Source organism: Streptomyces viridochromogenes (assembly GCF_001270495.1).
GTDB lineage: Bacteria > Actinomycetota > Actinomycetes > Streptomycetales > Streptomycetaceae > Streptomyces > Streptomyces viridochromogenes_A.
The window spans coordinates 1-23,198 of record NZ_LGUR01000250.1 but is presented as its reverse complement, the minus strand read 5'-3'; the positions used below and the strand labels follow the sequence as shown (position 1 = coordinate 23,198).

Here is a 23,198-nt window from a genome sequence, read left to right as displayed (position 1 = left end):
CTCGTCAACAAGGGACGTAGGACTCGATACGGGCGTATGCATCAACCATGATTCAACGCGCGTAAGCGTGACGGACCGCACGTACGCGGGCCTTGCGCCCCTAACCCCCCCTCGTGCCAAAATAGGACAAGGAGTCCGGGGAGGACTCCATCTCGACATTGCACGCTTTGGGGGGTCTTGGGACTCCTGCACGCCACTGTGACTGATCGTCACAGCGGCGTGACTGTCCGCTATGGCATGGTCCATCGGCTTCCGTCGCTGATGAACACCTGGGAGGGCAATTCCATCGGTTTGGCCGACGCGGCTGGACAGATGGTGTAGTTGTAGTGCCGAGGACAAGCCGTTCGTCCTATAACCGACTCGACTCGCGTCCGCCATTTCGGGCAACGCGGGTCAAGGTGCAGAATTTAGAGGAAAGAACCGAGAAGGTTCGGTTCTCCCGAGGAGGCCGCTCATGACCGCTCGCACCCCTGATGCCGAGCCGCTGCTGACCCCGGCTGAGGTCGCCACCATGTTCCGCGTCGACCCCAAGACGGTCACGCGGTGGGCGAAGGCCGGGAAGCTTACTTCCATCCGTACGCTCGGCGGACACCGCCGCTACCGCGAGGCTGAGGTCCGCGCACTGCTCGCGGGCATCCCGCAGCAGCGCAGCGAGGCCTGAACAACTCCATAACCGGGCAAAACGGCAGTTCCCCCAACTCGCCGCGGCGCCCGAACCCTAGCTCCAAGCGACGCGGGTTCTGCCCCAACAGAGCCCACGCCCAAGCCGTCAGAGCTCTTCGGGCACGCAACAAGGGTGCGTCGTAGATCGCGCTGGACTCCGCCGGGTCCAGCGCGATCTTTTTTGTGTGCGGGATGTGTGCCGGCCGACGGTCCTGTGGGTGGCCTTGTCGGAGTCTGGGGAGGGCTGTCGGATCTCCTGTGGACCCGTCGTGGGGCGTCACCGATCGTGTGCCGGAGGATCCCTAGAAGCTGGTGCAATTGCACATATTAAATTGACCAGTTGTAGGCAGGGTGTAAGTACCGCACTTCCGGAAACTCATGCGGTGACACCCGTCACATGGCGCGGTGCTTGTTGCCTCTGGCCTATGTGCGCTAAAGGGAGGGCTGGCCTCCAGCACCCCACGCGGGGGCGGGAGTTGACCTTGGTACGGGTCACGCGGTGGACGCCGCTTCGCCCTCGGTGACTTCGCCGGGGGCCCGGGCCGCCTGGGTGGTGCCACGCGGGGCGGAGTCCAGCGCCAGCCGCAGCAGGCGGTGGCAGATCGGGCAGTGACGGGTGAGATGTCGGTAGGAGGAGGCGGCGGACAGGTGCGCGCGGAGCAACGCCCGCGTCTCGTGCCTGGTCGATGCCGCCATACGCCACCTCCATGGGGCCATGCCGGGAAGGTCCCTGTTTTCTGGGTACCGAGTGAATGTGACGCCGTCAAGGTGGCGAGAGGCTCCGCCGGTTGTGCCGGCCCGCGAACCCGGCCCTGAAGGGGTCCTCAAGCGCCGGACGGGCTGAGGGGCAACGGGTCGGCACTGAGAGGCGGGACCCGGGCATACATAAGGCCCGCAACCCTTTACCGGGTGCGGGCCCTACTCTTCACTGCGGTCCTGACGGGATTTGAACCCGCGGCCTCCACCTTGACAGGGTGGCGAGCACTCCAAACTGCTCCACAGGACCAGGTTTCGCTGCGCCATTCGTGCGTTGCGCTGCGAGAAGAGACTGTACAGGAGGGTGAGCCCCGGGTCGAACTCACCCAACGTGCACGCCTCGTTACGGCGCCAGCGTGTCGATCGTCTTCACGATCCGCTTGTCGGAGATCGGGTACGCCGTACCGAGCGCGTGCGCGAAGTAGCTGACGCGGAGTTCCTCCAGCATCCAGCGGACGTCCAGCACCGGCTGCGGCACCGGGCGGCCCTGCGGCATCTGCTCCAGGAGCCAGGCGTACTCGTCCTGCATCTCGTGGACCTTCTCCATGCGGGTCGTGTCCCGCTGGACGTTCGTCGGCATCTGCTGGAGCCGCCGGTCCACCGCGATCAGGTAGCGCATCAGGTCGGGCAGGCGGCGCAGGCCCGCCGCCGTCACGAAACCGGGCTTCACAAGGGCGTCCAGCTGCTTGCGCACGTCCGTGAGGTTTGCCAGCAGGGCAGGGCTGCGTGCGGCCTTCAGGCGGCGCTCAGCGGCCTGCCAGGCGGCGAGGACCTGCTGCACCTGGCCCACCGTACGGACGGTCGTGTCGACGATCTCGGCGCGCACCTTGTCGTACAGCTTCCGGTACGACTCCTCGTCCCACGCCGGTCCGCCGAAGTCACCGATCAGCTTGTCCGCCGCGGCCATCGCGCAGTCGTCGAAGAGGGCCTGTATCGAACCGTGCGGGTTGGCCGACAGAGCCAGCTTCTGCGGGTTGGTCAGCTTCTCGGATACGAACTTCGCGGGGTTGACCGGGATGTTGCGGAGGATCAGGCGACGGGTGCCCTTCCACATCGCCTGCTGCTGCTCCGCCTCCGTGTCGAAGAGGCGCACGGAGACCGTGTCGCCGTCGTCCACGAGCGCCGGATACGCCTTCACCGGCTGGCCGGCGCGGCGCGTCTCGAAGACGCGGGTGAGCGCGCCGATCGTCCAGTCGGTCAGGCCCGTGCGCTCCAGGGACTCGCCGCCCTGGCGGGAGGCGGTGGCCGCGGCGGCCTGCGAGAGGGCCTGGCGCGCCTTCGGCTTCAGCCGCAGCTTCAGCGCCTCCAGATCCTTGTCCTCCGCCAGCTTGCGGCGCCGTTCGTCGACGATCCGGAAGGTGATGCGGAGATGGTCGGGGACCTTCGACCAGTCGAAGTCGTCGGCGGTGAAGGGGACCCCGACCATGCGCTTCAGCTCGCGGGCCATGGTCACCGTCAGCGGCTCCTGCAGAGGGGCCGCCGTGTCCAGGAACCGCTTCGCGAAGTTCGGCGCCGGGACGTAGTTGCGGCGGATCGGCTTGGGGAGCGAGCGGATCAGCTCCGTCACCAGCTCCTCGCGCAGGCCCGGGATCTGCCAGTCGAAGCCCTCGTCCACGGCCTGGTTCAGCACCTGGAGCGGGACATGGACCGTCACACCGTCCGCGTCCGCGCCCGGCTCGAACTGGTACGTCACCCGGAACTTCAGCGCACCCTGCCGCCAGGTGTCCGGATAGTCCGCCTTGGTGACCGCCTCGGCCGACTCCCGGATGAGCATCTCGCGCTCGAAGTCCAGGAAGTCCGGCTGCTCGTGCCGCTTGTGCTTCCACCAGGAGTCGAAGTGGGCCCCGGAGACGACATGGTCCGGGACCTTCTCGTCGTAGAAGTCGAACAGCGTCTCGTCGTCGACCACGATGTCCCGGCGCCGGGCCCGGTGCTCCAACTCCTCGACCTCGCTGAGGAGTTTGCGGTTGTCGGCGAAGAACTTGTGGTGCGTGCGCCAGTCGCCCTCGACCAGGGCGTTGCGGATGAACAGCTCGCGGCTGACCTCAGGGTCGATCCGGCCGTAGTTCACCTTGCGCTGGGCGATGATCGGGACGCCGTACAGCGTGACCTTCTCGTACGCCATCACCGCCGCCTGGTCCTTCTCCCAGTGCGGTTCGCTGTACGTCCGCTTGAGCAGGTGCCCGGCGAGCGGCTCGACCCACTCCGGCTCGATCTTCGCGTTGACCCGGGCCCAGAGGCGGGAGGTCTCGACGAGCTCGGCGGACATGACGAAGCGCGGGGGCTTCTTGAAGAGGGCCGAGCCCGGGAAGACCGCGAACTTGGCGCTGCGGGCGCCCAGGTACTCGTTCTTCGCGCCGTCCTTCACGTCCTTCATGCCGATGTGGGACAGGAGGCCGGCGAGGAGGGAGAGGTGGATGCGGTCGTCGGGGGCGTCCTCCTCGTTGAGGTGGATGCCCATCTGCTTGGCGACCGTACGCAGCTGGGTGTAGATGTCCTGCCATTCGCGGATGCGCAGGAAGTTCAGGTACTCCTGCTTGCACATCCGCCGGAAGGAGCTCGATCCCCGCTCCTTCTGCTGCTCGCGGACGTAGCGCCAGAGGTTGAGATACGCGAGGAAGTCGCTCGTCTCGTCCTTGAAGCGGGCGTGCTGCTGGTCGGCCTGGGTCTGCTTGTCGGCCGGGCGCTCGCGCGGGTCCTGGATGGAGAGCGCGGCCGCTATGACCATGACCTCGCGGACACAGCCGTTCTTGTCGGCCTCCAGGACCATCCGGGCCAGGCGCGGGTCGACGGGCAGCTGGGCCAGTTTGCGGCCCGTCTCGGTGAGCCGCTTGCGCGGGTCCTTCTGAGCCGGGTCGAGAGCGTTGAGCTCCTGGAGCAGCTGGACGCCGTCGCGGATGTTGCGGTGGTCCGGCGGGTCGATGAACGGGAACTTCTCGATGTCGCCGAGGCCGGCCGCGGTCATCTGGAGGATGACGGAGGCGAGGTTCGTACGGAGGATCTCCGCGTCCGTGAACTCCGGGCGGGCGACGAAGTCGTCCTCGGAGTAGAGGCGGATGCAGACACCGTCGCTGGTCCGGCCACAGCGGCCCTTGCGCTGGTTGGCGCTGGCCTGCGAGATCGGCTCGATGGGCAGCCGCTGCACCTTGGTGCGATGGCTGTACCGGCTGATCCGGGCGAAGCCGGGGTCGATGACGTACTTGATGCCCGGGACGGTCAGCGAGGTCTCGGCGACGTTGGTCGCCAGAACGATCCTGCGGCCGGTGTGGGGCTGGAAGACACGGTGCTGCTCGGCGTGCGAGAGCCGGGCGTAGAGCGGGAGTACCTCGGTGAATCTGTACTTCTTCTTCTCCAGGGCGTCGGCCGTGTCCCGGATCTCCCGCTCACCGGAGAGAAAGACGAGGATGTCGCCCTTGCCCTCGCCCTGGAGCTCCTCGACGGCATCGCAGATCGCGGTGATCTGATCGCGGTCGGCGTCCTCGGAGTCCTCTTCGAGGAGCGGCCGGTAACGCACCTCCACGGGGTACGTCCGCCCGCTGACCTCGATGATCGGGGCGTCGCCGAAGTGCCGGGAGAACCGCTCGGGATCGATGGTGGCCGAGGTGATGACGACCTTCAGATCCGGCCGCTTCGGCAGCAGCTGCGCCAGATACCCGAGCAGGAAGTCGATGTTGAGGGACCGCTCGTGGGCCTCGTCGATGATGATCGTGTCGTAGGCGCGCAGCTCGCGGTCGGTCTGGATCTCGGCGAGCAGGATGCCGTCCGTCATCAGCTTGATGAAGGTCGAGTCCGGGTTCACCTGGTCGGTGAACCGCACCTTCCAGCCGACGGTCTCGCCCAGTGGCGTGTCCAGCTCCTCCGCGACCCGCTCCGCGACGGTGCGGGCGGCGATACGACGGGGCTGGGTGTGCCCGATCATGCCGCGCAGGCCGCGGCCGAGCTCGACGCAGATCTTGGGGATCTGCGTGGTCTTGCCGGACCCGGTCTCACCGGCCACGATCACGACCTGGTGATCACGGATGGCGGCCGCGATCTCGTCCTTCTTCTGGCTGACGGGCAGCTGCTCGGGGTAGCTGACGGCGGGCACGCGCTCGCGTCGTACGGCGATCCGCTCCTCGGCCTTCGCGACCTCCGCCTCGATCTCGGCGAGCACGGCGGCACGCGCCTCGGGCTTGCGGATCTTGCGCGCGCCTTCGAGCCTGCGCCCGAGTCGCTGCGCTTCGCGCAGGGAAAGCTCGGTCAGGCGAGGGGCGAGCGTGCCGAAGCTCGGAGCGCCGGGGGCGGGGGCGGGATGCGTAGACATACGCGATCCAGGATCTCATCCCGGGGAAAGAAGGGGCGAACCCTTTTGGGCCCGCCCCCGCTCACTTCCCTCGCTCGCCTCCGCCGCGTGTGTCACCGCACGTCGACGTAGTCCTCCCGGCCGTCGCCCACGAAGTGCTTGCCGTCGGGATACAGGTGGACGGGGACCCAGGTGCCGTCCTCCTTGGCCGTGAAGCCCTTGCTGAAGGAGCCGTTCGTCTTCGTGGTGACGGTGGCCATCAGGTACCAGGTGCTCTTGCCCTTGGGCCGGAAGAGGAGCTGTACCTTCCTGCCGCCGTACGCCTTCCAGGTTGACGAGCCGACCGCGCGCTCCTGGAGCACGCCCTTCACGGTGATCGTCCTGCCCTTGTACACCGGCTCGGGAGACGCGTTGGCGTCCTTGATCCGGGTGAGGGCACGGGTCTTGCGCAGGCTCTTGCTGACGGTGCCCTTGATGTCCTTGGTGGTGGACCCGGCGTAGCGCAGGCGCCAGTAGCCGTCCGTGTAGCCCGGCAGCCGCTCCACGATGAACTGCGACCCGAAGCTGGTCCTCACGGTCTTCTTCGTGGCCCAGCCGCTCGTGCCGTTGGCCGAGTACTGGATGTCGACGCTGATCTGGTCACTGGTGTCGCGCCCGATCACGTCGAGGCTGCCGGTGATCTCCAGCCGCGCGTACTTGTCCTGCCGCGCCGTGAACTCCGTGAACCTCGTCGTGGCCGTGACCGCGACGGTGACGTCGGCGGTGGCGGTGCGCTGGATGAACGCGTTGTACGGATACGGCGGGAACCCCACCTCGTACACGACCTTGCTGCCGTACGGGGACCGCACGAAGGAGAAGCGGCCGCTCGCGTCGGTGGTCGACTCGACCGGGTTGCAGGTGGTGCAGTCCTTGTAGTCCATCTCCAGCGGGATGCCGGACAACGGCTTCCACTCGGTGCCGCTCTGGTACTGGAGCGTGCCGGTGACGTTGACCTTGTCGCCGGCGGTGACGTGGAAGCTGCTCTTGTCCAGGACGAACCGGGTCGGCGCGGCCTTCGGCCTGACGTCGATCCAGGGGCTCGTGGCGAAGCCGAGGTCGCCGTTGTACTGGGCGAAGGTCCAGCCGCCCTCCACCACCTCGTGCGCGGCCGAGAAGTGGCCGGCGTCGTCCGTGACCGCGGTCCTGTCCTCGTTCTGGTCGAAGGTGAGGTCCACGGTGGCACCGGGCAACGGCACCGTTTCGCGGGTGCTGGGGTCGCGCAGGACCATGTCGCCGGTGGCGGTGACCGTCCTGTGCTCGATGTCCGGCTCGGTCGGCGTGACGGCGAAGCCGCTGATGACGGGCTGCTTCTGGTAGCGCAGCGTGCCCGCGTTCTTCTGGACGGTGGTTTCGCCCGCGGTGTTCGTCGCCTCGATGTCGATCGTGTAGTCGCCGAGGCTGTCTAGGTGGACGGGCTGGGAGGCCCAGATGCCCTCCCACGAGCTGACCCAGTACTTCTGCGTGAAGTCGGTGACGGTGGCGACCGGCGTCTCCGACTCGCCGCTGCCGACGGGACGCAGCGCCGCGGTGACCTTGGCGATCTCTCCGCTGTAGTTGAGCCGCACGTCGATGACCGACCAGTCGGCCTGGTCGCTGTACGCGGACTTGACGGTCGGCCCGGCGGCGTGGGCGGTGCCAGGTATGGCGAGCGTGGAGAACAGGACGGCGGCGGCCGTCACCAGTCCTCTGGTGATGCGTCTCAAGAACCCCCCTCAGGCTCCTTGTGAGCGACGAAAACCCCCACCGGGATCCGGTGGGGGTTTTCGTACTGTGTGGCTGGGGCCGGGGTCGAACCGGCGACCTATCGCTTTTCAGGCGATCGCTCGTACCAACTGAGCTACCCAGCCGCGAGGTCTCTTACGAGACCTCAGCGGTCCTGACGGGATTTGAACCCGCGGCCTCCACCTTGACAGGGTGGCGAGCACTCCAAACTGCTCCACAGGACCAAGCGATGTGTACGACAGTGTCGCACACGGTGTTGCGTGCCCCCAACGGGATTCGAACCCGTGCTACCGCCTTGAAAGGGCGGCGTCCTAGGCCGCTAGACGATGAGGGCTATCGGCCCGCCTGGGCGCTTCTCAGCGCGTCGGGGACGTGAGAAGCATATGGGATGGCGGGAGGTATCGCCAAAACGGTTTACGGGGTGGGAGTGGGGGACGTGGGGCCGGGGGACGTAGGGCCGGGGGATGTGGCGTCGGGATCGGGGTCCGGACCGCCCGGCTGGTTCTCCTCCACCAGGTGGCGGCTCACCTCGGCCGTGGTCAGGCCCAGGCCGCCCAGTTCGATCTCGTCCCAGGCCTGGAGGCGGCGGGTGTCGCGGTCGAAGTAGAGGATCGAGGTCTGGATGGGGTCGGGGTGTTTGCCCTCGATCGCGCGCAGGCCGCTGCCGCCGGTCGAGCCTTCTACGCGCAGGCGGGTGCCGTAGGGCAGGAGCTCCATTTCCGGGTGGTGGATGTGGCCGGCCAGGACGAGGGGGACCTCGCCGTCGGTCTGGCGGGCGGCGACCGGTTCGTGGGCGACGGCGATGTCGACGGGCGTGCCGGCGGTCTGCTGGTCGCGCAGGGAGGTGGCGAGGCGGGCGCCGGCCAGTTCGTTCGCGGCGTCGCCACCGGGGATCTGGGTGCGGTCGGGGGTGAACTGGGGGTCGCCGATGCCGGCGAAGCGCAGGCCGGCGACGGTCTGCGCCTTGCCGTCGTCCAGGACGTGGACGTTCTTGAGCTTTTCCAGGTAGCGCTGGGTGAGGCGGGAGTCGTGGTTGCCGCGGACCCAGACGTAGGGGGCGCCGAGGTTCTCGATGGGGTCCAGGAAGCCGTTCTCGGCGGCTGTGCCGTGGTCCATGGTGTCGCCGGAGTCGACGATCACGTTGACCTTGTACTGGTCCACGAGCGAGGCGATGATCTTCCAGCTCGCCGGGTTGAGGTGGATGTCGGAGACGTGCAGGACGCGGATGGTGGTGGGGTCCGGCGCGTAGGCGGGGAGCGTGGAGGTGGCGTCGTAGAGCTTGGTCACGTTGGTGACCAGGCGGGCCAACTCCTTCTGGTAGACGTCGAATTCGGTGACGATGCTGCGCGCGTTGCCGACCAGGGACGGGGCGGAGGAGAGCAGGCCCGAGAACTTCGGCTCCAGGACCGATTCGGGGTTCCAGGTCGCGTACGCCGTGCCGCCCGAGGCCGCCAGCAGGGTGAGGGCGAGGCCGCCGGCCACCAGGGCGCGCCGGGGGCGGCGGTAGACCGCCAGGCCGAGGGCCGTGGCGCCGGTGACGACGGCGACGCAGCTGCGCAGGGCCAGGTCGACGGTGCCGTGGGTGACGTCCTGGGCGACCTCGTCCTGGAGGCCGGAGAGCCGTTCGGGGTGGTCGACGAGGGCCTGGGCGCGGACGGGGTCCAGCTGGTCGACGTTGACGTCCAGGCGGACGGGGGCGATGTGGCTGTCCAGTTGGAGCGCGCCGAGCGGGGAGACGTTGATCTTTGTGCCGCCGGCGACGGAGGGGCGCAGGGTCATCGTCGTGTTCATCGGGCCGACCGGGACGGGTACGTTGCCGACGACCAGCAGGCCGAGCCAGGCGCCCAGGAGGACGACGGTGACCAGGCCGACGGCGCGTTTCCAGGGGTGGGGCTGGGTGACGAGTTCCGGGGTGGGGCTCGGGCGGCGGGTGGCGTAGCGGCGGGCGAGGGCTCGTGGGGCCCTGGGGAGGTGACCGAGGGCCTTCGTGACGGCAGCGGGGACGCGGGCCATTGGTCCCGTATGCCCAGGTGCGCAAGTGGATATGCGGGGCTGTTGGCGGCTCCTACGGCGGTGTGGTGCCCGACAATGGGCCTGTGCTGGAGATGACGCGCGAGGAGTTCGAGGAACTGGTCGCCGAGGCGCTGGACCGGATTCCGCCGGAGTTGACGCGGCTGATGGACAACGTCGCGGTGTTCGTCGAGGACGAACCACCGGCGGAGGACCCCCAGCTGCTCGGGTTGTACGAGGGGACGCCGCTGACCGAGCGCGGGGAGTGGTACGCCGGGGTGCTGCCGGACCGGATCACGATCTACCGGGGTCCGACGCTGCGGATGTGCGAGTCGCGGGAGGAGGTCGTCGAGGAGACCGAGGTGACGGTGGTGCATGAGATCGCGCATCACTTCGGGATCGACGATGCGCGATTGCATGCCCTCGGGTACGGGTGAGGGTGCCTCTGTGTCGCGTGCTGTCCGGGTTGTGCGGGGCGCGTGTCCTCTTGTGGGCGGCGGGAGTTGGGCAGGTTGACTTCTTCGCCCGCCCCTGGAGGTGGCTCCCGTGCGCCCCTTGTACGTACCTGTCCGTCTGGCCGCCACGGTGATGGCCGTCGCCGCTGCCGCCGGCTGTATGAGTGTCGGTGACGACGGGGGTGGCGGGAGCGCGAAGCCGTCGCACTCGGCCGGGCAGCGGGGCGGTGAGGAACCCGACGGCGGCTCGGCGGTGTCGGGCGGCGGGTCCGGGTACGGGGCGCACGCGGACGACGCCAAGCGGGAGAAGCGGAAGAAGGGCAAGAGGAAGGGCGAGGGCAAGGACGCGGAGTCGGCGTCTCCGTCGGCCTCGCCGTCCGCCGCGGTGAGCGCCTCCGAGCCGGCCGGGGGCGGGCCGGTGAAGCCGGGGGCGAGCCCGAGGCCGGGGCCCACGCGGACGGTCGAGCCGACGCCCACTCGGACGCCGGATCCGGATCCGACGCCGACCGAGCAGCCGACGTCCGCCTCGCCGTCGCCCACGGTGGCCGAGCCGTCGTCGTCGGCGCACGAGGAGACGGGGCCGCAGCTGGCTCAGCGGGAGCCGGCGCCGGCCGCGGGGTCGCCGGCGTGAGGTGAGGCCGGCGGGGGTGCGGGGGCGGTGGCGAGTGACGTTGGCTACACGGTTGACGGTCGGTTTGCCTTGGGGGGCCTGGGGTGCGTATGGTGGTAGATCGTTTGATCCCATTTGCCCGGCGCCACTGCAGAGCGCGCCGTGTGGCGCGTTCTCTCCCTTGCCGTGGCTGACCGCATTGAGGCGGTCGTATTGCGAATCACGGAGTTGACGGGCGCGTGCCGACGAGACTCCGGAAGGTTTCGCATACGCATGTCCATTTCCAGTACTGATCACGTCGTCGTGCCCGAGGACGCGGAGAACGCGGCCGTCGAGGACGCACCCGAGGTGACCTTCGCGGACCTCGGTCTCCCCGAGGGCGTCGTCCGCAAGCTCGCGCAGAACGGCGTGACGGTCCCCTTCCCGATCCAGGCCGCGACCATCCCGGACGCCCTGGCCGGCAAGGACATCCTGGGCCGCGGCCGTACCGGCTCCGGCAAGACCCTGTCGTTCGGTCTGCCGACGCTGGCCGCGCTGGCCGGCGGTCGCAGCGAGAAGCACAAGCCGCGCGCCGTCATCCTCACGCCCACCCGTGAGCTGGCCATGCAGGTCGCCGACGCGCTGCAGCCCTACGGCGACGTCCTCGGCCTGAAGATGAAGGTCGTCTGCGGCGGCACGTCGATGGGCAACCAGATCTACGCCCTGGAGCGCGGCGTCGACGTCCTCGTCGCCACCCCGGGCCGGCTGCGCGACATCATCAACCGTGGCGCGTGCTCCCTGGAGGCCGTGCAGGTCGCCGTCCTCGACGAAGCCGACCAGATGTCCGACCTGGGGTTCCTGCCCGAGGTCACCGAGCTGCTCGACCAGGTCCCGGCGGGCGGCCAGCGCATGCTCTTCTCGGCCACGATGGAGAACGAGATCTCCACGCTGGTCAAGCGCTACCTGAGCAACCCGGTCACGCACGAGGTCGACAGCGCCCAGGGCAACGTCACGACCATGTCGCACCACATCCTGATCGTGAAGCCCAAGGACAAGGCGCCGGTCACCGCCGCGATCGCCTCCCGCAAGGGCCGCACCATCATCTTCGTCCGCACCCAGCTGGGCGCCGACCGGATCGCCGAACAGCTGCGCGACGCGGGTGTGAAGGCCGACGCGCTGCACGGCGGTATGACGCAGGGCGCGCGGACGCGGACGCTGGCCGACTTCAAGGACGGCTACGTCAACGCGCTGGTCGCGACCGACGTCGCCGCGCGCGGTATCCACGTCGACGGCATCGACCTGGTGCTGAACGTGGACCCGGCCGGCGACCACAAGGACTACCTGCACCGCGCCGGCCGTACCGCCCGCGCCGGGCGCACCGGCACCGTGGTCTCCCTGTCGCTGCCGCACCAGCGCCGCCAGATCTTCCGCCTGATGGAGGACGCGGGCGTCGACGCCGGGCGTCACATCATCAACTCCGGCTCGACCTTCGAGCCCGAGGTCGCCGAGATCACCGGTGCCCGGTCGATGACCGAGGTCCAGGCCGAGTCCGCGGGCAACGCCGCGCAGCAGGCCGAGCGCGAGGTCGCCCAGCTCACCAAGGAGCTGGAGCGGGCGCAGCGCCGCGCGACCGAGCTGCGTGAGGAGGCCGACCGTCTGGTCGCCAGGGTCGCCCGCGAGCAGGGCGAGGACCCGGAGGCCGCGGTGGCCGAGGCGCAGGCGGCGGCGGTCCAGGCCGCCGAGGTGGCCGTGCCCGAGCAGCCGGTGGCGCAGTACGCCGACCAGGCCGACAAGACGGAGGCTCCGGCGTACGAGCGTCGTGAGCGCCGGGACAACGACCGTGGCGGCTTCCGCCGGGACGACCGTCGGGATGACCGGGGTGGGCGTTCCTTCGAGCGTCGGGACAACGACCGCGGTGGGTTCAACCGTGACCGTGGTGACCGTGGGTTCGAGCGTCGGGACAACGACCGTGGCGGCTTCCGCCGGGACGACCGTCGGGACGACCGGGGTGGGCGTTCCTTCGAGCGTCGGGACAACGACCGCGGTGGGTTCAACCGTGACCGCGGTGACCGTGGGTTCGAGCGTCGGGACAACGACCGTGGCGGCTTCCGTCGCGACGACCGTCGGGACGACCGCGGTGGCCGTTCCTTCGAGCGCCGCGACGACCGTGGTGGCCGCCCCTTCGAGCGCCGGGACAACGACCGAGGCGGCTTCCGTCGCGACGACCGTCCGGCCGGGCGTTCCTTCGAGCGCCGGGACGAGCGCGGCGGTCACCGTGGCAGCGACCGTCCCTTCAACCGCGACCGCCGCGACGACCGTCCGGGCTTCCGCTCCGGCGGGCACGAGCGTCCGTACGGCCGTCGTGACGACCACCGTGGCGGCGCCTCCGGCACCTCCGGCACGTCCGGCTCCTTCGGGCGCCGCGATGACAAGCCGCGTTGGAAGCGCAACGGCTGACGCACGCGCGCTGATCGCCGACTGATCCGAAAGGGCTCCTTCTTCGAAGGGGCCCTTTCGGCCATCCTGTGGCGCATATCACGTCCCCGGCGAGGGAATTGCTGGGGGCATGACAGATGACGCCATAGCGAGTGGGTCGTCGGACGGAAAGCTCTCGGACGGAAAGCTCTCTGACGAAGAACGGCTGGCCCAGCTCGGCTACACGCAGGTTCTCGCCCGCCGCATGTCGGCGTTCTCCAACTACGCGGTCTCCTTCACGATCATCTCGGTCCTGTCGGGCTGCCTGACCCTCTACCTGTTCGGCATGAACACGGGCGGCCCGGCGGTGATCACCTGGGGCTGGGTGGCCGTAGGGCTGATGACGCTCTTCGTCGGCCTGTCGATGGCCGAGATCTGTTCGGCGTACCCGACCTCCGCCGGCCTGTACTTCTGGGCGCACCGGCTCGCGCCGCCCCGTACGGCCGCCGCCTGGGCGTGGTTCACGGGCTGGTTCAACGTGCTGGGCCAGGTGGCGGTGACGGCGGGCATCGACTTCGGGGCCGCGTCCTTCCTGGGCGCCTATCTGAACCTCCAGTTCGGCTTCGAGGTGACACCGGGCCGCACGATCCTGCTCTTCGCGGGCATCCTCGTCCTGCACGGTCTCCTCAACACCTTCGGCGTACGCATCGTCGCGCTGCTCAACAGCATCAGCGTGTGGTGGCACGTGCTCGGCGTCGCGGTGATCGTCGGCGCGCTGGCCTTCGTACCGGACCAGCACCAGTCCGCGTCCTTCGTGTTCGGCGAGTTCGTGAACAACACCGGCTGGGGCAGCGGGGTGTACGTGGTCGCGCTGGGCCTGCTGATGGCCCAGTACACCTTCACCGGCTACGACGCCTCGGCCCACATGACCGAGGAGACCCACGACGCGTCGACGGCGGGCCCGAAGGGGATCGTGCGGTCGATCTGGACGTCGTGGATCGCGGGGTTCGTGCTGCTCCTGGGCTTCACGTACGCGATCCAGTCGTACGAGGGCGCGCTGGCGTCCCCGACGGGCGCGCCGCCCGCGCAGATCCTGCTCGACGCGCTGGGGGCGACGGCCGGCAAGCTTCTGCTGCTGGTCGTGATCGGGGCGCAACTGTTCTGCGGGATGGCGTCCGTGACGGCCAACAGCCGTATGATCTACGCCTTTTCACGCGACGGCGCCCTGCCGTACTCACGGTTGTGGCACACGGTCAGCCCGCGCACGCGCACGCCCGTCGCGGCGGTGTGGCTGGCCGCCGGCGGGGCACTGGTGCTCGGGCTGCCGTATCTGATCAATGTCACGGCGTACGCGGCGGTGACCTCGATCGCGGTGATCGGCCTGTACATCGCCTACGTCATCCCGACACTGCTGCGGCTGCGCAAGGGCGATGCCTTCGCGCGGGGGCCGTGGCATCTGGGCCGCTGGTCGAGGGCCGTGGGGGTGGTGGCGGTGGCATGGGTCGGCGTGATCACGGTGCTGTTCATGCTGCCGCAGGTGTCGCCGGTGACCTGGGAGACCTTCAACTACGCCCCGGTCGCCGTCCTGGCTGTCCTCGGCTTCGCCGCGACCTGGTGGCTGGCCTCGGCTCGGCACTGGTTCCTCAACCCCGACCACGAGCGGACCATCGCCCGGCACGCGGCTCGCGCGGGGGCGCCCGAACCGGTGGATCCGTAGCACTTCGGCGCACGTGGGCCCGAGCGGGCTCATTTCGCGGGCCTCCGCCACCGCAGACGTGGCCGTGACCCCGATACCCGATCGGAGACTCGGCCACGTGGGGCTATGCTCGGGGGAGGCAACATCGCCTGGGGCCCTTAGCTCAATTGGCAGAGCAGTGGACTTTTAATCCATTGGTTGTGGGTTCGAGTCCCACAGGGCCTACCGGTGGCGGGCGGGGGATATGCCCTCTGGCCTGCTGCGCAGCGCCTGAGTCGACTTCGGTCGGGTCGGGCGCTGTGGCGTTTTCGGGCCCGTGCGTGAGCGATGCGTGAGCGGATGTGCCCGTGACGGCTGTCTGCCCGGCGAGCGCGGTGCCCAGGAACAGAGGTGGCGGGAGGAGCTAAGACGGCCTCACCCTCTTCGGCCTCGTACTCCACCCCGTCCAGCACCTCCTCCAGCAGCGCGGTGGCCCGCCTTCACAGGTACGGATCCGCCACGTACTTGTTGCCCTCCCCGGGCAGCGACAGCCGGTACCGGGCGGCCCGGATGCCGAGGTCGGCGTAGGCACGGCGGATGAGGTCGAGCGCGGCATGAGCCTCGTCCACGCCCTGCTCCAAGGTGCAGAAGATATGCGCGCCGTTGAGCTGATTGGCCCGTACGCGGGTGAGGCCGCCGAGCACAGCGGACAGCTCTGAGCGGTACGGCCGCCCAACTCGGTCATCCTCAGTGGCAGTTCGCGATAACTGTGCGACCGGGAGCGGTAGATGAGAGCGTGAGGCGGACAGAGGCTGGGCCGTAGGACCACCCCTTCGCTGCCCAACTCCATGGGCGGGAACATGTCCTCGCTGTAGTGACCCCAGTCCCCCGAGATCTCGTACAGCTCCCGTGTGTCGAGCACGGGCGAGCACACATGCCGATACCCTGCGGCCTGCTTGGCCTCACGGACCTACTCCTCCAGGGTGTGCCGTACGACGGCCTCGTCGGGCAAGCCAGTACGGCAGCCCCGCGCCCATCAGTGGGTCGGTGTCGAACAGGTCTAGCTCGCGGCCGAGGCGGCGGTGGTCATGCATGGCGGGTTCCTCTCCGGTCCGGGTGAGAGGGACGAGCGCCGCCGCACAACGAAAACCCCGGGGCACTCGCCCCGGGGCTTCGCATCAACTCATCGGTCAGTGCGCCGGGACAGGGTCCGGCGTCGTCGTGGAGGACGGCTTGGCGCACTTCATGGGGGAACCGCAACAGGGAGGCTCGGGCCGGGCGAAGCCCTTTTCCACGCCTCGGCTCACGATCCGTCGATCAACTCCTGTACCTCGGGCGGAATCTTCTTGTCGGAGCGGAGGACCCTGAAGGGCTCCGCCTGTTCAGGAGAGGACCCGATCGCTATGACCACGTCCGGAGAAATGCCGCTCACCGCATAGGCGTTCTCCGAGGACTCCGGCACTTCGGCGGCTTGGTCATTGGTGTCACGGCACGGCGGACTCGTGGCGGTGCCGAGTTTCTGTCCGACCTTGAACTCGACATCCGGGAGCTTTATGTACGTGCGGCCTTCGTAGAGGACGTCGCTCGCGCACAGACTCTCGCCATTCGCGTCGGCACCTTCTGAACCTTCTGATCCACACCCGACCGCGGTGAACGCCACGGCCGCCATTCCCGCCGCAATCGCATGTCGTCCGACCCAGCTCATGGAGTCTCCCTAGTAGATGCTGCGAAGCCCCATGACGTCGCCCTTACCGAGTGTCCTCTTCTTCACTTCGCAGCGGTCCGCCTTGGTGTACATCGTGAGATTCGAATGCCCGGAACCCACGTGGCCCAGACCGAAGACATGACCGGCCTCGTGCGTGCCCGTGTTGAGAACATCGTGGTACAGGCCGTTGCAGGTGCTCGTCGGATTCCTCGTGAAGTCGAAGTCTGCGATGTTGAACCTCACGTCCGCTTCCCGGAGGTCGTTCTTGCCGGCCGGGTTGGGCCATGTGTGCGCGCAGGTCGAGGCGACGGTCCCGGCGGCCAGGTCACCGGCGTCCCACGTGCTCTTGCCGTCCCGGGCGGTGCACGTCCCGTGGTTACTGATGTCCGCTTCGTACGTGGTCGCGCCCGCGTAGTGGCTCTTGGCGGGTACTTGGTCGGCCAGGCCACAGTTGTTGGTGCTGGCCGTGATCCGTCCGATGGAGCCTTCGAAGTACTCCAGCGCCTGAAGACGTGTCATGCCCGCGGGATAGGCCCCGTCCCCGAGGTACCAGTTGTAGATGCCGTACTCTTTCCGGTCCAGTGTCGAGTAGGCGCCGTCCTGGCACTCGCCGGGGGAGCTCGCCGCGTCCGCCTCGGCCACGAGCGCATGCGGCAGGTCGAGTGCGGCAGGATGGATGACCAACGGGGCCCCCGAGCAATGTGGTTGAGACGTCAGACATCTGTGGTTGAGACGTCAGACATCTCGATCAACAGCCCAGGGGCCTCGCTCGTTGCCCTTCGCTGGCCATCACCTGATCGATGGCCAACTCGAAGAAGCTCAGTGACCGAGTTCGAGTCCGGTCCTCGGCAGCAGGTCGTCCAGGAGGCCCCCGGTGCCCGGGAGCTTCGGAAGGCCTGGAATCCAGCCCGAGTCGATGACCATGGCCCCGGCCGTCACCGCCTTCGGCTGGGCTCGATCGAGGTCCCAGCTTGCCCCCGGGCTGGTGTCGTACAGCGGATTTTCCGGTGGGACGTCCCCGGCGGAGAGCGGCCAGACGACTCCACGGAACTTGCCTGCCTGGGCGTATCCGAGGAAGCCGTGATCGACTGATTCGCCCTTCACCGCCGCCTTGCCGTCCGGCGTGATCACCAGCCACTCCAGCTTCGTCGAGACGACCTTCAGACGTCCGTCATGGGTGGGGACGTCGAGCACGACAGCTCCCGCAGGAACGGTAGAGCTCGCCGAGGCGTACTTGCTGGCCACGGTGAAGGCGCTCCCATCCACGCTGCCGAGTCCGGTCAGCAGCCCGGCCCTCGGGTCGTAAACCACGACCATCGTCTCTTCGGCGTCCGAGCCACCGTCGTCGTCGGCGACCGCGACCTTGATTGTGTTCATCCCGGCACGGCCGAAGCCGTGCCCGGCGTCGCAGACGCCGTCCTTCGCATCGAAGGTGGACACCTGGCCGTCGTCCCAGGTGACCTTGCACGTGTGGGTGTCGTTCGAGCCGGGATCGGTGAACGTTGCCCGGACGCCCACCTCACCTCCCACCCGGTGCACCGACCAGTTCTCAGGACCCTTCAAGGTGAGCGCGGGGGCGACGTTCCGCACGGTGACCCGGGCGCTGTCGCTGACCGGACGGTTCACGCCGTCGTCAGCGGTCAGCGTGACGGTGAACGTACCGTCGTCGGTACAGGTGAATGCGGTGTCCACACTCGTCTTGTCTGTGAAGGCGCAGGTGGTTCCCGCATCCACGTCGTCGCCCACCGTGTACGACCACTCGGTCGCCGGCCGGCCACTGTCGTCGGAGGCGGCCCCGTCGAGTCTCACCTCCGAGCCCTCGTTCCCCGAGACATCACGCCCCGCGTGAACCATCGGGGCCGCGTCGTCCGGATCGCCGTTCACGGGTGGAATGGTGGGCAACCGGTCCCCTATGAAGCCCCAGTTACACTCATGGTTCCTGACCTCGACCGGATCCAGAACTTCCTCCCACGGAATATTCGGGTGCTCCGCCTCCAGATCCCATGTGGGGCCGCCCGTCTTCCCCGGTATGGCGTACAGGAGGTGGCACGCCAGCTGCTTGAGCATCGACTCGTTCTGGTCCGCGGTGATGCCGGGAGGCAGCGGAGTGCGTTCCAGCAGCTCGTCCCAGACTTCGTTCACCGAGCCGACGCGTCCGTACGCCTCCGTGGTCGGAACGAGGGATGCGATGACAGTGTCCCGGCCTGTGTCGCCGAACTCGTCCCGGTAGACGCTGGAGTGAACGAAGAACTCCGACTCGGTGTCGTGGGAGTACGAACCCAACCAGTCCTCAAGAAACGCGTCCCCGGCATACTTCAGTTCCCCGTTCGCGTCCACCAGGGACACGTACCAGGTCGTCTTTTCCATCACTTCCGGGGCGTAGCCTGTCTTCACCGTATGGGAGCGGAACGGGAATCCGGGTAACAGGCACTCGTCCGTCAAGGTCGCGACGCGGGTCGTCGTGCCTTGCGTCCAGGTCACTTTGGGGATCAGACCGTCTCCGCAACGATCCAGGACCTGAAAGGAGTTGACTCCAGGGCCCGGCTTACCGTTCTCGTGGTAGTAGTGCAGCCCCGAGTTGAACTCCGCCTTGGCCAGGAAGTGCCCCTCCTCATTGCGTACGACGTCCTCCGACGTCGCCGCGTGAGCCGTGGAGGTCAGGCCTGTCGGCAGGGCCAGCAGGCCGAGTGCCGTGCAGAGCGTGACCAGCGTTCGCAGTATTCGTCTTCGCATGGACGTGACTCCCCTTCCAGGATGACGTGGTGCGAGGATCGAAACGCGTGCGGCCACGGAGGAACCACCAGGACGCGCTACATCCCTGGAGTCTTCACTGGATGCGCCCACCCGGAGTAAGCGCTTCCCTCGGCGAGCTGTCCTGACGGAAGGGGCGGGGGCCGCTGCCGTGCATGCGCGGGACCAGCCGAGTTCGCCGGTCGCATTGAGTTCGGCGATCAGGGTGCGAAGTTGAGACTGTCACCCACAGCGCTGTGGAAATGTCGCTGGGCTCCCGCTGGCATTATTCGTTGGTGACTTGGACCGTACGAGACTCGGGCCCAGAGGCTGAGAGGCAGCGGCACCGCAGTGCAGCACGCGAACTTGGGTTACTTCGGAGGGATTTCCGGCGGCTCGGAATCGACTAGGTTCGCGCGAACCGTCTTCGCGACGCAGTGCGGATCTGGCACGCGACCGACGGGCCGTCCCGCCCCCGACGAACTCCGTCACCCGTGACGATATGCGCGGTGCTGCTCGGAGTTCTGTGGTCGGTGCGCGACCTGTGGGAAGCAGTGAGCTTCTTCGAGTTGGCCATCGATCAGGTGATGGCCAGCGAAGGGCAACGAGCGAGGCCCCTGGGCTGTTGTGGGCTGTTGATCGAGATGTCTGACGTCTCAACCACATTGCTCGGGGGCCCCGTTGGTCATCCATCCTGCCGCACTCGACCTGCCGCATGCGCTCGTGGAGTGGGTCACCATGCTGATCGTCACCCGTGAGGGCGACCGCCGATGCAAGCTGCGCCCGTCTCAGCGCGCGATGGTGGCACTGGTGTACCTGCGCGAACACACCACCCTGGCGAAGATCGCTGCCGGGTTCGGGATCTGCGAGTCCACCGCCCACGCCTACACCAGTGCGGTCGTCCACCTGCTCGCCGAACGAGCACCGGGTCTGCTCAAGGTTCTGCTCGAGAGCGACGCGGACTTCGTCCTGCTGGACGGCACGCTCGCCGAGTGCGACCGAGTCGGCGACGGACGGGGCGACTACTCCCAGAAACACCGGCGCCACGGCGTGAACGTGCAGGTCGTCACCGACCCCGGCGGCCGGCTGCTGTGGCTCTCACCCGCCCTGCCAGGCCGCACTCACGACCTTACCGCCGCTCGCACCCACCGGATCATCCGCATCTGTGAGCGCCAGGGCGTTCCTATCCTGGCCGATCTCGCCTACCAGGGTGCTGGCCCGTGGCTGACCACCGGCATCAAACGCAAGCCCTTGCAGGAACTCACTCCCACCGAAAAGACCCTCAACCGGGCACTTGCCGCTGCACGAGCGCCGGTCGAGCGCGGCGTTGCCCGCCTGAAGTCCTGGCGCATCTTCCGCAGGTCCCGATGCAGCCCGAATCGAATGACGTCAATCGCCAAGGCCATCCTCACACTGGAGCGGCAACGCTGAAGAGGCTCACTGATCCGGATCGGTACAGGCGTACTGCCTCTCGTGACGAACCGTCACCGCCCCCGCGCAGCGCGAGGTTCCCTGCCCCTGGAGGCGCCTTCGCCAGCAGTCCGCACAGCCGAAGCCTGCCGCCGAAGCCCGCCAAGGCTGAAACAACCCCCGGCACCAACGCCCGTAACCCATACAGCCCGGAGCGGTGGTGTCTCCTCCCTCGCGGTGCTCCCGTGGACACGTGAGCGGCCCTCTCCTCGCCGGGTTCCTCGCTACGACCGCCTGCTCCGCGATCGCCACGGACAAGGCGCTCCCGCCAAGGAACCCAAGGCATCCCCGACCACCGACGCCGACCTCGGTGAGCCCTGGGCCGCCACCGAGGGCGCCGCCACCTGGCGGGACGGGCTGCTCAAGGCGACCGCCAACGCACCCGACTGTCAGTGCCTGCTCGACACCCTGTACGCCGAGGAGTTCTTCGGCGCGGACGCCCGCGTGACCGCCTCGACGGGCCTGGACGACACCTGGAACGACGCCCAGCTGCACCACCAGGTCGTCGCCGACCGGCCGGCCGACGTGGACAAGACCCTGACCTCGCTGAAGTCCCTGCCGAAGGTGTGCGGAGAGTGCACCGCGGTCGCCACGACCAGCTCACTAGGCAACCGTGGTCAGAACCAACTAGCGCCTTCAGTCACTCTGGGGCAGGCGAATCAGTGGCTGCCGGACGTGACCGGGGGACCAGTTTCGCTGCCTTCTCGGCGATTTCACGGTCCAGCTCGGGGAGCAGGCTCGTATACGTGTCCGAGGTCAGCGTGATGGTGGAGTGCCGCAGCGTCTCCTTCACCGTGTGGATGTCGCCGCCGCCTCAGTGCGTGAGCGTCGGCGTGGGGCGTAGGTCCCGCAGGGTGATGGGTGGCAGGTCGGTCGTGGCGAGGATGCGGCGGAAGGTCTCGGGACCGTCCCGGGGTGGAGCCACGAGCCGTCTTCCTTCGTGAAGACCTTGCCGGTGTCCTGCCAGGCTTGGCCCCACTCCGCGCGCTCCTTCTCCTGGCGGGCTTTGTGGTCGCGCAGTTCGGAGATGGTCGTGCTGTCGAGCGCGATCGTGTTCGCGCTGCCGTCCGTCTTGGGCTCCGACTCGTAAGGGTCCCAGCCGTCCACCACGATCTCTTTGGCGGGCGTGATGAGGCCGGCGTCGAGGTCGATCTCGTGCTCCTGCATCGACACAGCCAACCTGCTCATCAGCGAGTTGGCCACCAACGCCATCCGGTACGGCGAGACGGAGGACGTCAGCTTCTCCGTCTCGTACTGGCGGGGCGAGGTCCGCATCGAGGTGGCTGACGGAACTCCGGACCGGCCGCAGGTGAAGAGACCGGGCGCCGACGAGGAGAGCGGTCGCGGCATGCTGATCGTCGAAGCCCTCGCCGAGGACTGGGGGACCAGCGAGGAGGGCACCCTCACGTGGTGCACCATCGCCGTACCGGAACCGGTGGTGCCCAGGCCGGGGTTCTGGTGCGAGTGGCGCCAGGAGGACGGCCAGCAGCTCTCGCTCGCGGCCATGTCCACGCCGGACCGCGCGATCCGCTGGGCTCGTATCCAGATGCGCGTCATCGCCTCGGCCATCGACGCGTCGGTGGTTGGCTACGTCTGGGACTGGCTGTCCGACGGATGGCACGAGCCCGCCGAAGCCCTGAAGAACGGCGAGGAGTTCACGCTGCCCCCCTCGGCCGGCCCGTACAAGTTCGTCTGGCATGCCCGTCCGGTGCGCTTCGTGCCCCTGGTCGGCGGAAACCCTCTGCCTCACCTCGCGGAGGAGGGGCCGGAATGGGACTGAAGCCCGCCGAGCTGTGGAGCAGGTTCGACTGGCAAGGCGGGAACTGCTTCAGGTGCGAGCGGAAGTGGACTGGGAGCAGAAGGCGTCGGACGTGGTCGGCTACCTGTGCATGGACGCGGGCCGCCATCCGGACGACCCGCAACTGTCAGCCCTGGTGGGCGAACTCTCCGTCAAGAGCCCGGAGTTCCGCCGGTTGTGGGCCGCCCATGACGTGAAGGCGAAGGGCAACGGCACCAAAAACATGCGGCATCCCCTCGTCGGCGACCTCACCCTGTCCTTCGAGACCTTCCTCCTGGCCGATACAGCGACCAGGCCCTGATCACGCATCACGCGGAGCCGGGATCGCCGTCCGCGGAGGCCCTGCGGCTGCTCGCGAGCTGGGGTGCGGACGCCACGCGGGCCGGCGCGGACACGTCGACCCCGTCCGCCTGACGGAACCGCACGCCGGTCGCGTCAGCGCATGGGATACACGCTGAAGACGTACCGTGCGGCTTCGACCGCCCCTTGTCCCCGAGTTCCCCGGTGACCCGCACGCAGACCACCCACGATCCCGCCATCGGCGGCGACCTGCCGTGCGGAAGCCGTGTGCGCCTACCGTGAGTGACGGCGAGCCGTTGTCGAGTCCTGAGCTCCGCACGCAGTTCATGCTGGTCAGGGCGCTGACTCAGACGGCGGAAGCACGGTGACGTGTGCACCGAGCCTGCCTTGTCAGGGCTTCGGGTCAATGGTGTGGGTGCGCCGGTAGTGGTCGTAGTCGCTGGTGTGTTCTTCAGCCCAGTTCTGCAGGTGTTGCAGTGCGGTGGTGGCACCGCGGGCGAGGTCGGTCAGGTCGTACAGCACCGTCGGTGGGCGGCTGGTGTGCACGGTGCGGGTGATCAGTCCACCGGTTTCGAGGTCGCGCAGGGTC

General features: G+C 68.2%; 17 protein-coding genes, 5 tRNA genes and 2 pseudogenes. 10 read left to right on the top strand and 14 right to left on the bottom strand.

Features of this window, described 5'->3' with window-relative positions:
* The first annotated feature begins 454 nt into the window (after positions 1 to 454).
* The gene (gene bldC, locus ADK36_RS40090) at positions 455 to 661 is read left to right on the top strand and encodes a developmental transcriptional regulator BldC (RefSeq protein WP_003949541.1); all 207 of its coding nucleotides are present in this window, start codon (positions 455 to 457) and stop codon (positions 659 to 661) included.
* Positions 662 to 1,155: 494 nt separating this feature from the next.
* Here the strand turns inward: bldC and ADK36_RS40085 are convergent, their stop codons facing one another.
* From ADK36_RS40085 to ADK36_RS40050, 8 genes are all read right to left on the bottom strand, one after another.
* Positions 1,156 to 1,359 carry a DUF6274 family protein gene (locus ADK36_RS40085; RefSeq protein WP_053201145.1) on the bottom strand — a complete coding sequence of 68 codons (204 nt, stop codon included), beginning with the start codon at positions 1,357 to 1,359 and terminating at the stop codon, positions 1,156 to 1,158.
* 235 nt (positions 1,360 to 1,594) lie between these two features.
* Positions 1,595 to 1,669: transfer RNA gene (locus tag ADK36_RS40080), tRNA-Asp, on the bottom strand.
* 93 nt (positions 1,670 to 1,762) lie between these two features.
* The gene (gene hrpA / locus ADK36_RS40075; protein WP_053201142.1) at positions 1,763 to 5,722 is read right to left on the bottom strand and encodes an ATP-dependent RNA helicase HrpA; all 3,960 of its coding nucleotides are present in this window, start codon (positions 5,720 to 5,722) and stop codon (positions 1,763 to 1,765) included.
* Positions 5,723 to 5,814: 92 nt separating this feature from the next.
* Positions 5,815 to 7,443 carry a hypothetical protein gene (locus ADK36_RS40070; RefSeq protein WP_234330052.1) on the bottom strand — a complete coding sequence of 543 codons (1,629 nt, stop codon included), beginning with the start codon at positions 7,441 to 7,443 and terminating at the stop codon, positions 5,815 to 5,817.
* Positions 7,444 to 7,513: 70 nt separating this feature from the next.
* A tRNA-Phe gene (locus tag ADK36_RS40065) sits at positions 7,514 to 7,587 on the bottom strand.
* Between the two features lie 24 nt (positions 7,588 to 7,611).
* A tRNA-Asp gene (locus ADK36_RS40060) sits at positions 7,612 to 7,686 on the bottom strand.
* Between the two features lie 37 nt (positions 7,687 to 7,723).
* Positions 7,724 to 7,796 (bottom strand) — tRNA-Glu (locus ADK36_RS40055).
* A gap of 80 nt (positions 7,797 to 7,876) precedes the next feature.
* Positions 7,877 to 9,475, bottom strand: a complete 1,599-nt coding sequence (locus ADK36_RS40050; protein WP_048581583.1) for a metallophosphoesterase family protein — start codon at positions 9,473 to 9,475, stop codon at positions 7,877 to 7,879.
* 83 nt (positions 9,476 to 9,558) lie between these two features.
* Here ADK36_RS40050 and ADK36_RS40045 point away from each other — a divergent pair, with 83 nt between their 5' ends.
* From ADK36_RS40045 to ADK36_RS40025, 5 genes are all read left to right on the top strand, one after another.
* Positions 9,559 to 9,909 (top strand): metallopeptidase family protein, encoded by a 351-nt coding sequence (locus ADK36_RS40045; RefSeq protein ID WP_030049721.1) that lies wholly within the window; start codon positions 9,559 to 9,561, stop codon positions 9,907 to 9,909.
* Positions 9,910 to 10,018: 109 nt separating this feature from the next.
* On the top strand, positions 10,019 to 10,558 hold the full coding sequence (locus ADK36_RS40040) for a hypothetical protein (RefSeq protein WP_053201138.1): 540 nt from the start codon (positions 10,019 to 10,021) through the stop codon (positions 10,556 to 10,558).
* A gap of 252 nt (positions 10,559 to 10,810) precedes the next feature.
* Positions 10,811 to 12,973: a DEAD/DEAH box helicase gene (locus tag ADK36_RS40035; RefSeq protein WP_048581581.1), complete on the top strand. Its 2,163-nt coding sequence runs from the start codon at positions 10,811 to 10,813 to the stop codon at positions 12,971 to 12,973.
* A 109-nt stretch (positions 12,974 to 13,082) separates the two neighbouring features.
* Positions 13,083 to 14,648, top strand: coding sequence for an amino acid permease (locus ADK36_RS40030; RefSeq protein WP_053201136.1), 1,566 nt, complete (start codon positions 13,083 to 13,085; stop codon positions 14,646 to 14,648).
* Positions 14,649 to 14,779: 131 nt separating this feature from the next.
* Positions 14,780 to 14,852, top strand: a tRNA-Lys gene (locus tag ADK36_RS40025).
* A gap of 158 nt (positions 14,853 to 15,010) precedes the next feature.
* Here ADK36_RS40025 and ADK36_RS40020 read toward each other — a convergent pair.
* The 4 genes and pseudogenes from ADK36_RS40020 to ADK36_RS40005 form a co-directional block, all read right to left on the bottom strand.
* Positions 15,011 to 15,700, bottom strand: a pseudogene (locus tag ADK36_RS40020) (aminoacyl--tRNA ligase-related protein); the annotation flags it as partial.
* Between the two features lie 209 nt (positions 15,701 to 15,909).
* Complete coding sequence (locus tag ADK36_RS40015) at positions 15,910 to 16,311, bottom strand: DUF6281 family protein (protein ID WP_063776832.1); 402 nt, start codon at positions 16,309 to 16,311, stop codon at positions 15,910 to 15,912.
* Positions 16,312 to 16,320: 9 nt separating this feature from the next.
* Complete coding sequence (locus tag ADK36_RS50800; RefSeq protein ID WP_234330051.1) at positions 16,321 to 16,995, bottom strand: peptidase M10; 675 nt, start codon at positions 16,993 to 16,995, stop codon at positions 16,321 to 16,323.
* Positions 16,996 to 17,130: 135 nt separating this feature from the next.
* The gene (locus tag ADK36_RS40005) at positions 17,131 to 19,044 is read right to left on the bottom strand and encodes a DUF2599 domain-containing protein (protein ID WP_048587570.1); all 1,914 of its coding nucleotides are present in this window, start codon (positions 19,042 to 19,044) and stop codon (positions 17,131 to 17,133) included.
* A 678-nt stretch (positions 19,045 to 19,722) separates the two neighbouring features.
* Here ADK36_RS40005 and ADK36_RS40000 point away from each other — a divergent pair.
* Both ADK36_RS40000 and ADK36_RS49270 read left to right on the top strand, forming a co-directional pair.
* Positions 19,723 to 20,472, top strand: a complete 750-nt coding sequence (locus tag ADK36_RS40000) for an IS5/IS1182 family transposase (RefSeq protein WP_048587615.1) — start codon at positions 19,723 to 19,725, stop codon at positions 20,470 to 20,472.
* A 216-nt stretch (positions 20,473 to 20,688) separates the two neighbouring features.
* A complete protein-coding gene (locus tag ADK36_RS49270; RefSeq protein ID WP_159391255.1) occupies positions 20,689 to 21,276 on the top strand; it encodes a hypothetical protein in 588 nt (195 codons plus the stop codon).
* Between the two features lie 24 nt (positions 21,277 to 21,300).
* On the opposite strand, the gene ADK36_RS50795 is transcribed toward ADK36_RS49270, so the two are convergent.
* Entirely contained in the window at positions 21,301 to 21,699 is a 399-nt protein-coding gene (locus ADK36_RS50795; RefSeq protein WP_425315493.1) for a hypothetical protein, read from the bottom strand.
* 7 nt (positions 21,700 to 21,706) lie between these two features.
* Between ADK36_RS50795 and ADK36_RS39985 the strand changes: the two genes are divergently transcribed.
* Together ADK36_RS39985 and ADK36_RS39980 are read left to right on the top strand one after the other, a co-directional pair.
* Complete coding sequence (locus ADK36_RS39985; RefSeq protein WP_234330050.1) at positions 21,707 to 22,291, top strand: ATP-binding protein; 585 nt, start codon at positions 21,707 to 21,709, stop codon at positions 22,289 to 22,291.
* A 64-nt stretch (positions 22,292 to 22,355) separates the two neighbouring features.
* Positions 22,356 to 22,723, top strand: a pseudogene (locus ADK36_RS39980) (transcriptional regulator); the annotation flags it as partial.
* A 276-nt stretch (positions 22,724 to 22,999) separates the two neighbouring features.
* Here the strand turns inward: ADK36_RS39980 and ADK36_RS39975 are convergent.
* Positions 23,000 to 23,198, bottom strand: a 199-nt coding sequence (locus ADK36_RS39975; RefSeq protein ID WP_199830353.1) for a winged helix-turn-helix transcriptional regulator, incomplete at its 5' end; no start/stop codon positions are given.

Bases quoted from the DNA above. Each gene is read 5' to 3' on its own strand.
- bldC (WP_003949541.1), top strand. From the start codon at position 455: ATGACCGCTCGCACCCCTGATGCCGAGCCGCTGCTGACCCCGGCTGAG.
- ADK36_RS40035 (WP_048581581.1), top strand. From the start codon at position 10,811: ATGTCCATTTCCAGTACTGATCACGTCGTCGTGCCCGAGGACGCGGAG.
- ADK36_RS40050 (WP_048581583.1), bottom strand. From the start codon at position 9,475: ATGGCCCGCGTCCCCGCTGCCGTCACGAAGGCCCTCGGTCACCTCCCC.
- ADK36_RS40085 (WP_053201145.1), bottom strand. From the start codon at position 1,359: ATGGCGGCATCGACCAGGCACGAGACGCGGGCGTTGCTCCGCGCGCAC.
- hrpA (WP_053201142.1), bottom strand. From the start codon at position 5,722: ATGTCTACGCATCCCGCCCCCGCCCCCGGCGCTCCGAGCTTCGGCACG.
- ADK36_RS40015 (WP_063776832.1), bottom strand. From the start codon at position 16,311: ATGAGCTGGGTCGGACGACATGCGATTGCGGCGGGAATGGCGGCCGTG.
- ADK36_RS40005 (WP_048587570.1), bottom strand. From the start codon at position 19,044: ATGCGAAGACGAATACTGCGAACGCTGGTCACGCTCTGCACGGCACTC.
- ADK36_RS40030 (WP_053201136.1), top strand. From the start codon at position 13,083: ATGACAGATGACGCCATAGCGAGTGGGTCGTCGGACGGAAAGCTCTCG.
- ADK36_RS50795 (WP_425315493.1), bottom strand. From the start codon at position 21,699: ATGAGCAGGTTGGCTGTGTCGATGCAGGAGCACGAGATCGACCTCGAC.